The sequence below is a fragment of the Vibrio sp. STUT-A16 genome (genome assembly GCF_026000495.1).
In the GTDB taxonomy this organism is placed as follows: Bacteria; Pseudomonadota; Gammaproteobacteria; order Enterobacterales; family Vibrionaceae; genus Vibrio; species Vibrio diabolicus.
This window is the reverse complement of the sequence record NZ_AP026765.1, coordinates 1,411,629-1,427,674: the sequence shown is the minus strand read 5'-3', so window position 1 is coordinate 1,427,674 and position 16,046 is coordinate 1,411,629. Positions and strand designations below refer to the sequence as shown.

The following is a 16,046-nucleotide window of genomic DNA, read 5'->3' as shown; positions in this document are numbered from 1 at the left end:
CCATTTTAACAAATGGGTCATTACAACAAAGGCATAACGCATCTAAAGAAACGGAAGGCTAAATAGCCTCCCGTTATAACTATAAACTTTTCGTCAACAGTACTTTGAAAAGACTAAGCTTCTACTGAAACACTTTCAACGCGTCCATTTGAGTGAGGCTCTTCTTTAATAAAGCCTTCGTGTAAGCGGTAGTAACGTCGATAAATAATACCGCTGATGATCATCATGATTGCAGGCAAACCAATCATCATAAATTCAAGCCCCATAATCGTGCTTTCTGATTGTTCAACGTTTGGTACATAGCCAACAATCGATAGACCGACACCAACAATGAAACCACCAGCTGCACCCGCGAATTTCACCAGCATGGTTTGTACTGAGAAAATAACACTTTCACTACGACGGCCTGTTTTGTGCTCACCATAGTCAACGACGTCAGCCAGCATTACCGTTTGCAGTGCGTTTGCAATGCCCACACCAAACTTAATCGCAGCACCAGCCATACCAATCATGAGCGCATTCGCTGGAGCAACAAAACCCATAACGAGCAGTAGTACACAAGAAACAACAGGAAAACCACATGCGATGAGCCATAAGTTTTTACGTGGAAGAGCCGCTGCAATACGAGGAAATAAGAATACACCAGCAACTTCAGCCACACCTGCTACCATCATGTACACGGGGAACAATTCAGCATCACCCAACGCGTAAGAGAAGTAGTAAATTGCAAAGCCACCAACCAAAAGGTTTGCGATTTGGAATGAAAGAACCGTACCGATCAGAGCTTTTAACTGGTCGTTTTTACCAATAATGGCCAGCACATCTTTGAAGTTAAATTTTTCTGCAGTTTTTGAGCTTGTAGGTGCAGCCTTTTCTTTTACGTTACGCGCAATCAGGAATGCACTCATAACAAACAGTACCGCAATCAGCATTGCCACGTTAAAGAAACCATCACCTTGGTTGCCGTTACCTAACTTACCCACAATGTGTAAGCCATAAGTACCAGTGATGAACCAAGCAAGACTAGCGAATAAACGCGGCCAAACGACTAACTTTTCTCGTTCCTCGCGAGAGCTAGATAGCGCTGGAATCATTGACCAATAAGGGATGTCCATGATGGTGTAGGTTAGACCCCACAAGATATAAGCCGCCGCGGCATAGATATACAGTGCCGTACCTTCAAACATGTGAGTACTGAAAAGACCAACCAACACAACCGCGTTTAATAACGTGCCGATCACAATCCATGGGCGGAATTTACCGAATCGAGAGCGGGTGTTATCAACAATCACGCCCATCATCGGGTCGGTGATTGCATCTACGATACGAGCGGCCAGAAAGATAGTACCAACAAATGCTGCAGACAAACCTGCCACATCAGTAAAGTAAAACATTAAGAAGATATAGATAGGAGCACAGGCAAAGTCTTTACCAAGTGCACCAAGACCGTATGAAGCCTTGGTCTGTAGCGTTATTTTATCAGACATAATCGTTCCTTAGTGCCGTACTGCCATGTATTCCCCTAACTAGAATCCATAACGTCGGCGTATTGTATTTATATTTCGATGATAATGTTACTCACACACATAATGCCTTACTGTGATCCATAACAACTTAATGGAAACGTTTACAGTCAAGTTTTCAAAATGAGACATAGAGCAATAATTTTGTCTTTTCATTTAAGTGACCAGTTAATTTATCAGATATTAATCAATAACTTATAAATAAAAACAATAAAGAAACCTCATGGATACGTTTTTAAGATAACGCAAAAAGCCGCACAAACTTTACGTCTGTACGGCATGAATTAATAAAATTTAAAATAAATTAAGATCTGGCGATGCGGTGTTATGCGTTTACGCGTTCAAACTTCACCAACATCGCCGTTTCAGCATCTAAAATAGGCATGGTTAATCCCACTTCGGCACACCAAGAACCGGAGAGTTCGCAATCGGACTCTGTCCATGGGGGCTGATAATTAACGATATCATCGTAATTCGAAGGCTTATCTAACACAGAAACGCGATATATCCCCTCAGGATCCAACCCAGGAACTCGTAAATGACCACTGAGTGAATTGGTCGGCATAGCAAGCTGAGCGATCATTACCACGGCCTCGGATTGATCCTCGGAAACAACTGCATGGATTTGATGTGCTTTATCATCCGTTGGTACTCGCCATGTTCTGCCACTGTGTAGCAACGGACGCAATACTTTGTGTAGCCTGATGTAACGCTCAAACCCCTGCTTTTCTTGTTGTTCTTCTTTCACTGGATCGAGCTCGATACCCATGTGACCAAACAGAGCGGTTAGCCCGCGAAATTCAATACTGTGACGACGACGCGTACTGTGACAATGACTGGCTCCGATATGGCTTCCCATCACTTCAGGTGGGAAGAAGTAGCTCATACCGCGTTGAATGGTTTGACGTTCAAGCGCGTCATTGTTGTCTGAAGCCCAGAAACGATGGGTACGCTTTAGTACTTCATAATCAATACGGCCGCCACCAGCCGCACAAGATTCGATCTCAACTTGTGGATGTTTTTCACGTACTTTATCCACTAACTCATAGTAGCGTCGAGTTTGATTGTGCGCTGCCGCTCGACCAAGGTGACCAGGCTGAACAACTTCACGGTTCATGTCCCACTTGATATAAGCAATGTTGTAAGTTGACAGGAAGTGATCCAATCTTTCGAACAAGAAGTTAAAGGCATCACCATTTTGCAGGTTAATCACATACTGGTTGCGACCTGTCGGCTGATCGTATCCATCGACTGCAAGTAACCAATCTGGATGCATGCGGTACAAGTCAGAATCTTTGTTGATCATTTCTGGTTCGAACCACAAACCAAACTCCATACCTAGTACATTTACGTGGTCAACAATCGGTTGCAAACCATTTGGATACTTGGATTCACATAAGAACCAATCCCCTAACCCTGCTTTGTCGCCATTGCGACCTTTGAACCAGCCGTCATCAATAATGAATCGCTCTACCCCCATTTCTGCCGATTGAGTGGCCATCGACATGATGTATTGCGGATCATGGTCGAAGTAAATACCTTCCCATGTATTCAAGTGAATCGGACGAGGCTTGTCGCTAAAGTTGCTTGGCAAAATCGCATCGCGAACGTGAGAATGGAAGTGATGGCTCATGCCATTCAAACCTGCACTGCTGTGGCTTGCGTACAGCCAAGGCGTAATCACGCTTTCACCTTCTTCCAGCGCTACTTCACCCGGTAGATAAATCACCTCTGCCTGCATGTAGCGGCGTCCATCAGCTTTCACATCCGCGCGCAATCTGTGGTTTCCACTCCAGGCAAAGTGGAATCCCCATACGTCACCATTCATTTCATCAAAGTGAGCCGTACCAGCAACAAGTGCAGGGTAATGCTCATGAGAGGTACGACCGCGGCGGTTTTCTTGTTGGTATCCCCCCTGAGTTAAAGGTTGACGGACAGTCTGGAACTCATGTACCCAGCGTCCGTAATACGTCATCAACTCATTTGCTCTCGCTGGCAACGGAAGTGTATTAGCAAGACGATTGACATGATACGTCCCCGCTTTGATGTTGGTTAGCGTGTGACGGGTCTTGACCACATCATGCTCATCCATCTGCAAAATGGTCTTTAAGCGCAGGCCAGCAATAGAGTCTTCACTCTCGATAGCAATGCAATTTGTACTCGGTTCGATTCGGGTAATGACAAATACGGGCGCCCAATCCTGCCCATCGCGATGACCTTCCACCCCTGGGCTACTGAACACTCCGCGACCAAGCTCAGGATTCAGAGTCATGGATACGTCTTTATCTAAACGTCCATAAGGTACCGGGCGTTGCAGAGTGACACGATAACCTTCCAGATCACCGCTTACCTTCTGTCCCCAATGCAGGATCTCCGCATACTCACCCAACTCTACGATCAGTTGAGTCTGTGTACCTGCTAGCTCAATCAGCGTTTTGTCCGTCATCTTGTCTTACCTTGAAACTGAAATTTACGTCGCATCATAATGAAAAGAACAAAATAATCTGTGAGCCAGTCCCAAATCATGGAAACGTTTACAAATAAATTTTTCATACTGAGGCGAGCGTCATTTGGCCTAATACCCTCTTACATTTAACTCAAATCAGAAAGAGAATGTAAGATTTTATTGTTGTGAAATTGGACAAAAAAAATACAATAACCAATTGTAATTAAAGCAAAAAAAATCCATATAACTTACAAACAAATATGCAAATAAGCCTAAAGACCACGCAGTTAAACCTTCAAACTCTTGCAGTGATCAAGCGACACTCGTATTCTTAATGCTTCGAGATTCATAATGAAGTGTCTCTCTTGGGTCCTAACTTTATATCCCAGCTTGACAATTCAGCGCGCCGCCGTGTGCATTACGCCGCGAACGACTTGTTGTTTATACTTCCTTGTCTCATATGCCCAATTGAGTTCAGTTGGGCTCTCTTTCATCCTATTGCACTCGCCCCCCCCTGATAACTTGTCTTCCTAACAACCCAAGCAACATACGCCTCAACCCGTAAACGATTCCACATAAAATACGTCGAAACCCCATTAAAATAAGCCAATAAAGTGATATAAATCACACAAAATAACAAGCAAGCCCTGTTCAGAACAAAAATGCCAACCTCATCATGAAAACGTTTCCAGAGTTTCTTTATACTGCTCGCGAGTTAGGACTCAAATAAAAAATAAATCCATAAATAAAAATAGAATGGAGACACTTCATGAAACAAAAGACGCTTGTGAGAGCGCTTGGGTTAACCCTTGCCTTAGCACCGCTTGCTAGTATGGCTGCAGTGGAAAACGTGACTTACTTTGGCTACGCCAAATGGGGCAATATCTACACCGATAACGACGAACACAACGATGGTAAAGGCGAACGTAACGACGTGATTCGTGCTGGCCAAGGTTATGGTAACTACCGCTTGGGTAATGAGCTGAACTGGTGGGAAGCGGGTGTAAAAGCTGACGTATGGCAGCAAGGCGATGCGCACTTTGATACCACCCTTTACCTGGGCAGTGGCGAAAGCTGGGGTGACGTGAGTGTGATCCAAATGTGGTCAGCCGGTTACGGACTGTTTGACGGCCAAGCTGACGCTTCCATCTGGGCGGGTGAACGTTTCTACCGCCGTCATGAAGTGCACATGATCGACATTAAATACTGGGATACCTCAAGCACTGGTATCGGTATTGAAAACTGGGATCTCGGTTTTGCTAAAGGCCATTTTGCGTGGATGGCGCCAAATTCGAGTGCAGATGGACGCAGCTTACACAACCTGGATGCTCGCTTGAGCGGAATCGAATTAAGCGACAGCGCGGATCTTACCTTTGGTCTGAATTATGTCTTCACCCAAAACTCAAGCTACGACGAAAGTGACATCACCACCTCTGGCGCCATGTTTTCTGCCCTTTATCGTCAAGCCTGGAACTATGGTTCAAACACGTTTGCGTTCCAATACGGCACTGACGCGCTTGCGGGTGGTTTAATGAGTGCGGAAGGTGGTTCTAATCGTAAATACAGCACTGGTGTCGAACACGATGGTTACAGCTGGCGAATTTTTAACTCTGGTGATCTGAACGTCAACGAAGATTTCCAAGTGATGTACTCCATCGCCTACCAAGACAATAACCTGGATAACAACGAAGGCGAAAAGTGGTTCAGCGTAGGTGCCCGACCTCAATACAGTTGGACAGAATATATGGCGACTGCACTGGAAGTGGGTTACGAGTCAGTAGAAGCACAAAACGGTGCCGGCACAAACGATATGTACAAAGTCACGCTGGCGCAGATGTTCCAGGCTGGCAAAGGGGTTTGGGCTCGTCCATCTCTACGTTTATTCGCAACATACTCAGAAAAAACCGATGAATGGAACCGCGGCGGTGACGTTTATGGCGACTCACAAAGCATAAGCAAGAGCGACGTAGATGAAGTGACATTCGGCTTTAACGTCGAAACATGGTGGTAATGCACCAAAGCTACTATTTTTGAACGCAATGGGGTGAGAGATATGCTCACCCCGTAAAAGGACAAAACCGATGAAACTAAAACCGTTGGCAACTCTACTCATGGCACTGTCTCTTGGCGCATGCAGTAGCTTACCAGAACAAGCTTTTAATACTGATTTGAACACGCAGGCGTGCTGCTCAGCATTAGATGCGTTACCTCTGACGGCATTGTCGACGCCTTTCCACCAGCAAGTCGTTATGGACGCCAATTTGCCAACATTGAGTAGCGCGGTTTTATCGGGTTCAGAAACCGCTTCTTCACAAGCACTTCCTGTAACGAGCTACCGAATTACAGCGGATACGCCTTTCTCGCTATTAGTTCGTTCTTATATCGATAACAATGCACTATTTGCTGCGAACATTCACATTTATGACGGAAATTGGCAGCTAATTTCCAGCTACTCAGCTGAAACTTTCGACTACCAAACGACAGGGATACGTGGATTAGAACGTATTGAGAGAGTCGTCACTATTAATCCACAACTTAATGGCGCGAAATACATTGTTATTGCTTCAGATAATGCCCTGCTTGGTACGGAATTAACACGCATTCATCCTGAACAAGTCTATGCAGATTCACAAAATATTATTGGCAACAAGCAATTACCTCTCACGGCGGAATACCAACCTTTTGGCGTAATTGACGTTACCACCAGTGCGTCGGACAACAATGCGGTACTGACACTCTTGGCAGAGCTCGGCAAGAATCCTGATGCTCAACAACAAGTGGAAGTTTCACACGGGTCAGTATCAGAATCACCACAAGCTTGGTCGCACTACCGTGAACAAATTGATGCAGCTCTGGAAGAGAACAACGTAAAACAAGCAGCAGAAACCGCAAATAAAGCCGAAGAGCAAGGCATTACCCAAGCAAAAGACTATCTCGTGCAGCAGCTAGCTAAATAGCGAGACAAATACAGAGATTTATCATTACGCGCGTGATGGACGTAGTGAAACAAGATTAGTTATAAAAAATTAAGTAGGAAACATGATGGCATTTTCAGATATTATTCAACGACGCGATTGGGAAAACCCACAATCAGTGAACATTCACTGCATGAAAGCACATAGTCCGCTTTCTAGCTATCGCAATATTGACCATGCCCGTGACGATATTCAAGCTCAGCGACAATCTCTCAATGGTCAGTGGAAGTTTAAGCTGTTCGAAGCGCCAGAGCAGGTCGACGGTGAGTTCATCGAAACACACTTCAATGATACCCATTGGGATGACATTACTGTTCCTTCAAACTGGCAGATGCAAGGTTACGACAAGCCTATTTACGCCAACGTCAAATATCCATTTGAGGTGAAACCTCCGTTTGTACCAGCAGACAACCCAACTGGATGTTACCGCACAACGATTTCTGTTACTGAAGAAGAACTTACAAATACACAACGCATCATTTTTGACGGCGTTAACTCAGCTTTCCATTTATGGTGTAACGGTAAATGGGTTGGCTACAGCCAAGATAGCCGCCTTCCAGCTGAATTCGACCTCACACCTCATTTGGTCGCAGGAGAGAATAGTCTCGCAGTCATGGTGATCCGCTGGTGTGATGGTAGCTACTTAGAAGATCAGGATATGTGGTGGTTAAGCGGCATTTTCCGCGATGTGACTTTGTTATCTAAACCACAACACTGTATTGAAGATGTGTTCATCACTCCGGATCTGGACGCCTGCTATCGCGATGGTTCTTTATCTGTCGTGACCCATATTTCAGCGCCAGACACATACCAAGTTCAGGTTCAGTTATTTGATGGCGAGCAAGCCGTCACGAAACCTCGTATCGACACGCCAAATAATCGCCGGATTGACGAGCGCGGTTCATGGAATGACGTTGTGTTTCAAACCCTGCACGTTAATGATCCGCAAAAGTGGACAGCAGAAACACCAAACCTATATCGCCTTGTTGTCTCTCTACTGGACGAAAACGGCACACATCTGGAAAGCGAAGCCTATCAGGTAGGTTTCCGTAAAGTTGAGATCACCGATGGGCAACTGAAGTTAAATGGTCAACCACTGTTGATTCGCGGCGTGAACCGCCATGAACATCACCCCGAGCTCGGACATGTGATGACCGAGGAAGACATGGTTCGCGACATCTGCTTAATGAAACAGCATAACTTTAATGCGGTACGTACTTCCCACTACCCGAACCACCCTCGTTGGTACGAGTTGTGTGACCAATACGGCTTATATGTATGTGATGAAGCAAACATTGAGACTCATGGCATGCAGCCGATGAACCGTCTGTCGAGCGATCCTCAGTGGGCAAACGCCTACATGAGCCGCTACACGCAAATGGTCATGCGCGATAAGAACCACGCATCTATCATTATCTGGTCTTTGGGTAATGAATCTGGTCATGGCAGCAACCATAACGCCATGTACGCTTGGTCTAAGCACTACGACCCATCACGTCCTATCCAGTACGAAGGTGGCGGCTCAAATACTACGGCTACCGACATCATTGCGCCAATGTATGCACGTGTTAATACAGTAATCGAAGACGAAGCGGTACCTAAGTGGCCGATCAAAAAATGGATTTCATTACCAAATGAAACACGTCCTCTTATCTTATGTGAATACGCTCATGCGATGGGCAACAGTTTAGGTAGCTTTAACGAATACTGGGATGCTTTCCGCGAGTTTCCTCGCCTACAAGGCGGCTTCATCTGGGATTGGGTAGACCAAGGCTTGAGTCAGTGGGATGAAAATGGCAAGCACTTCTGGGCATACGGCGGTGACTTCGGCGATGAAATTAATGACCGCCAGTTTTGTATTAACGGGCTGATATTCCCTGATCGCACCGTGCATCCAGCATTAGAAGAAGCAAAATATTGCCAGCGCATGATCACAGTATCTCTCCAAGAGCAAACAAAAGAGCGTTGTAATCTGCTAGTCAACAATGAAAACCTTTTCCGCTCCACAGATAATGAACAGCTGAACTGGTCACTATTGGAAGACGGCAAAGTGATTAAGTCTGGCTCAGCACAGCTTAATATCGAAGCCAATAGCCAAGCCCTGTTGGAAATCGAACTAAGCTTCGAACCAAAAGCAGGCGCTGTGTATCACTTAAACACGGACATTACCTTAATCAAAGAGACACCATGGGCTCCTGCGGGTCATGTTTGCGCGACAGAACAATTTTCTGTGCGTAACTACGCGGGTCTGGTGATACCTAAACTGGAACCCAAACTAATTCCGTCTTTGATTCAACAAGATAACGCAATTTTGGTGGTTAGCTCAGACGAGAAGTATCAATGGCGCTGGGATCGCCATACTGGCTTACTGGTTGATTGGCAAGTAGAAGGCAAAGCGCAGATGCTGGCAGCGCCGCAAGACAACTTCTTCCGTGCTCCGCTGGATAACGACATTGGCGTCAGTGAAGTTGACAACGTCGATCCTAACGCTTGGATATGCCGATGGGACATGGCTGGTATTGGTCAGTGGGAACGTGAATGTGTCTCCTGCCAAAGCGAGACACTTGAGCAGGCCGTACAAGTGACCTCTATCTATGCCTACCACTTCAATGGAGACGTGCAGGCTATCACAACCTGGGTTCATACCCTAAACAATGATGGCAAAATGCAACTGGACGTGGAGGTTAAACTAGCGGATAACTTACCGCCTATGCCACGTATTGGTTTGGAAATGCAATTGCCACTACAAGAGCAAAATACCACGGTAACGTGGCAAGGTTTAGGTCCGTTTGAGAACTATCCGGATCGTTTAGCTGCTGCGCGATTCGGTCTTCATACTCAAACATTGGACCAAATGCACACACCTTATATTTTTCCTACCGACAGTGGCTTGCGCTGTGGTACCCGGAATTTAGAAATTAACGAGCTGATCATTTCTGGTGATTTTCAGTTTAGCGTTAGCCAATATGCACAGCACGCTTTGGCAGAAGCGAAGCACACCAATGAAATAGACAAAGAAGAACAGGTTTATCTGCGCCTGGATCACAAACATATGGGTGTAGGTGGTGATGACTCTTGGAGCCCGAGTGTACATAAGAAGTTCCAGCTTACAGACAATCACTATGCATACCGAGTATCGTTTCAGCCCGCTTAATAAGCCGATCTAGACCCTTTATCGTGTCAATCCCCAAACTCTGGTTTGGGGGTTTTTTATTCAAATCACCCAGTAATCAGTACAAAACCTTTAAACACCGTCACTATTCTTATCTCACTAATTGAGTTCCTACTGCCTTCATAGTTAAATAGCTGAAATTAAAGATTCTGAGTTCCCTATGGCTACCATTAAAGACGTCGCAAAAGAAGCCGGTGTTTCGATTGCTACCGCATCACGCGTTATAAATAACGCCCCTCACACCAGTGAAGCTGCCATTGTTGCAGTGAAAGAAGCGATGGAAAAACTGGGTTATCGTCCGAATGCCAATGCTCGAGCTTTGGTCAGTAAATCTTCGAATGCGATTGGGGTGTTAGTCAACGACGTTTCCGCCCCTTTCTTTGGCACGATGGTTAAAGCCATCGATACCATCGCTAGTGAACAAGAAAAACAACTTCTCATCGGCAGTGGCTATCACGATGCGACCAAAGAGCGGAACGCAATAAACTTACTGATTAACAGCCAATGTGAGTCTTTAGTCGTTCACAGTAAAGGGATGAGCGACCCAGAGCTCTGCAAGTTAGCAAAGGAAATTCCGGGTATGGTGTTAATCAACCGTATTGTTCCGGAGATTGCCTCTCGCTGTATTGCATTAGATAACCGTAAAGGCTCTTACATCGCTACCGAGCATTTGATTCGTAATGGTCACAGGCATATCGGCTACATTTGCTCCAGTCACGATATTGAAGATGCTCGCGACAGACGAGAAGGTTATCTGGACGCTCTGCGTGACAATGGCCTCGAAATCCGTGAAGAATATATTGAATATGGCGAACCCGATGAAACCGGTGGTGAGCAAGCCATGGTGAATCTAGTGGCGAAGAACCTTCCAATCACTGCCGTCGCTACCTACAACGATTACATGGCTGCAGGCTGTATGACTCTGCTACAAGAGAATGGCATTCGCATCCCCGAAGATATGTCTGTAATTGGTTTCGATGATGGTCACATCGCGCGTTACATATACCCTCGCCTTACGACTATCCGTTACCCGATTCAGGTTATGGCAAACGAAGCTGTAAAGCTTTCGCTGAAGTTAATCAACAAGGAATCCATAGAAAGTACAGAATTTAAACTGTTTATACCAATATTAGTGAAGCGCTCTTCTGTAAGCTGCATAGAGAGCTAATATCACCGAGCAATTTCATCAATGTTGATCACTCTTTTTCGTACTTATCTCTACTTAACATGACCTCATATACCTGAAAAGTGATCAAGATTTACTTTTCACCGACACTATAATGTAAACGCTACCACAACATTAGCTATTTAAAATATAAGTGATAAAATCCAAAGCTTACAACCCAAACCTACTGGTTAATTTAAGTTGTTACATAACGGGGTTTCATACTTCCAGTTAAAATTTTTAACCACTAAAGGTTCTATATGGCAACGATTAAGGATGTGGCGAAAGAAGCACGAGTTTCGGTCGCAACCGTTTCACGTGTGTTAAACAAGTCACCTAAAGCAAGTCAATCATCAATCGATGCTGTGACCAAAGCGATGGGCAAGTTAGGCTACCGACCCAATGCAGCAGCCCGTGCACTGGTAAGCCAAAGCACTGATACGATGGGTGTGTTAGTCAGTGATGTGTCCGACCCATTCTTCGGTACACTGGTCAAATCAGTCGATAACGTCGCGCGTGAAAATGGCAAACATATCCTTATTGGTAACGGTTACCACAATCCTGAAGATGAGCGCCAAGCCCTGGAATTGCTAATCAATAGTCGTTGTGATGCAATCGTCATCCACTCCAAAGGACTGTCTGATAAAGAACTGATTGGTTACGCCAAAGAGGTAAAAAGCATGGTGCTGATCAATCGGAATATTCCCGAGTTAGCCAATCGTTGTATTTCCCTTGATAACCGCAAAGGCGCATTCTTAGCAACGGAATATTTGATTCGTCACGGGCATCGAAAAATAGCTTGTATCGCCTCAACTCAGGATATTGAAGATACAGATGAACGCCTGCAAGGTTATCTGGATGCACTAAAAGAACATGGCATTGAGCTATCAAAAAATTATATCGAGTACGGTGAGCCAAACAGTGATGGCGGTGAAGTTGCGATGACGAATCTGTTAACCAAATCTTTGGAGATGACTGGCGTTGTCGCCTACAACGACTATATGGCAGCGGGTGCGTTGTCAGCATTAGATCAAAACGGCATTGAAGTACCCAGTAAGATATCGATGGTGGGGTTTGATGATGGCTTAATTGCACGCTTTGTTCATCCTCGCCTCACCACAGTTCGCTATCCAATCGAGATGATGGCTGAACGTGCTGCTCGCTTAGCTTTAGCACTGTCACGTGATGAACAGGTTGAAGATGAAACTATTATTTTCAGCCCAACATTAGTGCGCAGAAATTCTGTTGAGCGTTGTTGATTGTCTATATCTAATTAGCTACGAATCAAAAAAGGTGGGCATAGAGCCCACCAAAAATGCTATCTAAAATTCAAACTGATACACGGTTCGATGCTGATAGCAATCCCCTGAGCTCAACGTCCCCATGTTGAGTCCCCATTCTGGTTTATTTGGTCCATCAGGAAAGTATTGCGTTTCCAATGCAAGGCCGTCATAAAGCGCGTAAGTTTTGCTTGCGCCCGGCGCACCTGCTAAAAAGTTTCCTGAATAGAACTGGATGGCTGGTTTAGTGGTTTTGACCTTCATCACCACATCTTCTTTCGGTGCAATAAGAACCGCGGCAACAGACACACAATCGGTCACTTCAGGCTTGAACACAAAGGCGTGATCGTAGCCACCCGCGTTTTTCTGATCCTGCTCGCTAAGAAATGCCTGGCCAATAAGTTTTGGCTCAGTGAAATCAAAACTGGTACCAGAGACAGGTTTTTGTTCACCCGTAGGAATTAAACCCGCATCCGTTGGCAAGTAATGCTCTGCACTAAGCTGCAACGTATGGTCCAAACTTTTCGCGTTGCTCGCCTCGCCCGCCAAGTTAAAGTAAGCGTGGTTAGTTAAATTCACCGGAGAGGTTTTATCGGTATTCGCTTCATAGGCAATAACGAGTTCATTTTCATCGGTTAACGTGTATGTGACTTTGACATCGAGATTGCCAGGATAACCTTGGTCACCATCAGGCGATCGAAGCGTAAAAACAACTTGTCGATCACTTTGTTCCGCAATCTTCCAGCGGCGTTTATCGAACCCATCTAAGCCACCGTGGAGCGAGTTTTCACCATTATTAACACCAAGTTGATAATGCTCTCCATCGATCGCAAATTGACCGTTTGCAATACGGTTGGCAAAACGACCGACGATAGCACCAAAATAGGCGTCTTGCTTCATGTGTTCTGCCATACTTGGCGAGCGCAATAGCACTTCACGGTGTTCACCATCTAACGGCAACGTGCAACTCAACCAAGTCGCACCAATATCCATAAACGATGCCGTCATACCATTCGCATTAGTAAGGTGGAGCAGATTCGCCGCTTGACCGTCAAACGATGGCGTTTGCATCATCGCTTGTTCTAATTGTTCAAAATATGCTTTCATCGCCTGCCCTTACAACGCTTCAACCAGACCAGCTCCATCTTTGGCTTTGCACACATAAATCGACGCTTTTAAACCTGTCGCAGCTTGATATTTAGCTTCTACCGTCGATTTCACCTTATCCACCAATGCAGGTGGAACGAGAGAGACGATACAGCCACCGAAGCCACCGCCGGTCATGCGCACGCCTCCTTCTTCGCCAATTACCTCTTTCACTATCTCAACCAGGACGTCGATTTCTTTGACGGTAATTTCGAAATCATCACGCATTGATGCATGCGACTGAGCCATCAGTTCACTCATGCGTTTAATATCATGCGAACGGAGCGCTTTTGCCGCTTCGACTGTGCGGTCGTTTTCGGTGATCACATGACGCGCACGTTTTGCCACCATTTCATCCAACTCAGAGACTTTCTCGTTGAACAGCTCAATGGTGACATCACGCAGAGCTTTAACACCAAAGATGCGCGCCGCTTCTTCACACTGTTCACGACGAGTGTTGTATTCGCTGTCTACCAAGCCACGTTTTTTATTCGAGTTAATGATCACGACTGCCATGTCCTCAGGCATAGAAACGGCTTCTGTTTCCAGACTGCGGCAGTCCAATAACATGGCGTGGTTTTCACGGCCTTCTGCCGAAATCATTTGATCCATGATGCCGCAGTTACAACCAACAAATTCGTTCTCGGCTTGCTGACCATTTAATGCGATTTCCGCCTGGCTTATTTCCAGGTTGAAGAGCACTTTGAACGTCTGACCAATCACGACTTCCAGTGCCGCTGATGAGCTCAACCCCGCACCTTGAGGAACATTGCCGCTGACAGAGATATCAGCACCGGTAAACTGGTAGCCACGAGCCAACAGACACTTCACGACACCGCGAATGTAGTTCGCCCACATTTTGTCTTCCTGGAATGTGATTTCTTGAGTGATATCGAATTCATCAATCGCGTTGGCGTAATCAACCGATATTACGCGTACTAAGTTGTCTTCACGCTTTGCTGCCGCAACAACTGTTTGATAGTTGATTGCACATGGCAGTACAAAACCATCGTTGTAGTCGGTGTGTTCACCAATCAAGTTTACACGACCAGGCGCTTGGATAATGTGGCTTGGCGCATAGCCCAACACGTTCTCAAAAGACGCTTTCACATTTTGGATTAAATCAGACATAGGGACGTACTCTTAAAACTTAAAGTTAATGTTGGGATAACGCGCTGAACCTAACTTTTTATCTATATCGTCGCGCTATCCCGTTGTTCGTTATCAGCCTAAATTTGAGGGCTTATTGTTCTTTGTAGTGCAAGTCACTAAGATCACGTAGACGCTGCGCAGCTTGCTCTGCGGTTAAGTCGCGTTGGCTTTCGGCCAGCATTTCGTAACCCACCATAAACTTACGAACTGTCGCGCTACGTAAAAGAGGCGGGTAGAACAGTGCGTGAAGCTGCCAATGGTCGATGTCTGTGCCCTCTTCAAAGAAAGGGGCGTAGTGCCAACCCATTGAGTAAGGGAAAGAACATTGGAATAAATTGTCATAACGACTGGTCAGCTTTTTAATTGCTACCGCCAAGTCGTCACGCTGCTCATTGTTTAACTCACTCATACGGCGGATGTGTGTTTTCGGTAACAGCATGGTTTCGAATGGCCACGCCGCCCAGTAAGGGACAACCGCCAACCAATACTCGGTTTCAACGACGACACGGGAGCCATCTTTTAGCTCAGCTTGTACGTAATCCACCAGCAGATTGCTACCGTGTTCCTGGTAGTAAGCCTTTAGGTTTTGCTCTTTGCGTTCAATCTCATTTGGTAAGAAACTGTTCGCCCAGATTTGACCGTGTGGGTGAGGCTGAGAACAGCCCATGGTTTCACCCTTATTCTCAAACGCTTGGACCCAAACATACTCTTTACCTAGCTCTTCAATTTGCTCGTTCCACGTATCAATCACGCCACGGATTTTGTCTACCGGTAGTTCAGGTAAGGTTTTACTGTGGTCAGGTGAGAAACAAATCACTCGGCTCAAACCGCGTACACCTTGGGTTTTAAATAGTGGGTTGTCTGATTCTGGCGCATCTGGAGAATCCACCATCAGTGCGGCAAAATCGTTATTAAACACATACGTGCCCTGATAATCTGGATTAACATCTCCAGAGATACGCTCATTTGTCGGACACAGGAAACACTTCTCATCGTAGCTTGGTAGCTCATCAATCGCAGCTTTCTCATCCGCCCCACTCCAAGGACGTTTTGCACGGTGTGGTGACACTAAAATCCATTGACCCGTTAGTGGGTTGTAACGGCGGTGTGGGTGATCCACTGGGTTAAATTCAACGTTCGACATTTTACTTACTCAACTTATTCTTCTTACTAGTCCGACGCACTGC

Annotated in this window: 10 protein-coding genes; 5 read left to right on the top strand and 5 right to left on the bottom strand. The window is 45.7% G+C overall.

The genetic code is table 11. The annotated features are described in order from the left end of the window. Positions 1–113: 113 nt before the first annotated feature. Complete coding sequence (gene melB, locus OO778_RS06795; protein WP_264911121.1) at positions 114–1,487, bottom strand: melibiose:sodium transporter MelB; 1,374 nt, start codon at positions 1,485–1,487, stop codon at positions 114–116. A 361-nt stretch (positions 1,488–1,848) separates the two neighbouring features. After that, on the bottom strand, positions 1,849–3,969 hold the full coding sequence (locus tag OO778_RS06790; RefSeq protein WP_264911119.1) for an alpha-galactosidase: 2,121 nt from the start codon (positions 3,967–3,969) through the stop codon (positions 1,849–1,851). A gap of 769 nt (positions 3,970–4,738) precedes the next feature. Here OO778_RS06790 and OO778_RS06785 point away from each other — a divergent pair. The 5 genes from OO778_RS06785 to OO778_RS06765 all read left to right on the top strand — a co-directional run bounded on the left by OO778_RS06785 (position 4,739) and on the right by OO778_RS06765 (position 12,540). After that, on the top strand, positions 4,739–5,980 hold the full coding sequence (locus tag OO778_RS06785) for a carbohydrate porin (protein WP_264911118.1): 1,242 nt from the start codon (positions 4,739–4,741) through the stop codon (positions 5,978–5,980). 70 nt (positions 5,981–6,050) lie between these two features. Beyond that, a complete protein-coding gene (locus tag OO778_RS06780; RefSeq protein ID WP_264911117.1) occupies positions 6,051–6,926 on the top strand; it encodes a MalM family protein in 876 nt (291 codons plus the stop codon). An 82-nt stretch (positions 6,927–7,008) separates the two neighbouring features. Beyond that, the gene (locus OO778_RS06775; RefSeq protein ID WP_264911115.1) at positions 7,009–10,098 is read left to right on the top strand and encodes a beta-galactosidase; all 3,090 of its coding nucleotides are present in this window, start codon (positions 7,009–7,011) and stop codon (positions 10,096–10,098) included. A gap of 178 nt (positions 10,099–10,276) precedes the next feature. Beyond that, entirely contained in the window at positions 10,277–11,284 is a 1,008-nt protein-coding gene (locus OO778_RS06770) for a substrate-binding domain-containing protein (protein ID WP_264911114.1), read from the top strand. Between the two features lie 257 nt (positions 11,285–11,541). Further along, positions 11,542–12,540, top strand: coding sequence for a substrate-binding domain-containing protein (locus tag OO778_RS06765; RefSeq protein WP_118120994.1), 999 nt, complete (start codon positions 11,542–11,544; stop codon positions 12,538–12,540). 63 nt (positions 12,541–12,603) lie between these two features. On the opposite strand, the gene galM is transcribed toward OO778_RS06765, so the two are convergent. From galM to OO778_RS06750, 3 genes are all read right to left on the bottom strand, one after another. After that, positions 12,604–13,668: a galactose-1-epimerase gene (gene galM, locus OO778_RS06760; RefSeq protein WP_162889759.1), complete on the bottom strand. Its 1,065-nt coding sequence runs from the start codon at positions 13,666–13,668 to the stop codon at positions 12,604–12,606. Between the two features lie 9 nt (positions 13,669–13,677). Continuing rightward, the gene (gene galK, locus OO778_RS06755; protein WP_118120993.1) at positions 13,678–14,838 is read right to left on the bottom strand and encodes a galactokinase; all 1,161 of its coding nucleotides are present in this window, start codon (positions 14,836–14,838) and stop codon (positions 13,678–13,680) included. Positions 14,839–14,950: 112 nt separating this feature from the next. Next, complete coding sequence (locus tag OO778_RS06750; protein ID WP_118120992.1) at positions 14,951–16,003, bottom strand: UDP-glucose--hexose-1-phosphate uridylyltransferase; 1,053 nt, start codon at positions 16,001–16,003, stop codon at positions 14,951–14,953. Between the last annotated feature and the right edge of the window lie 43 nt (positions 16,004–16,046).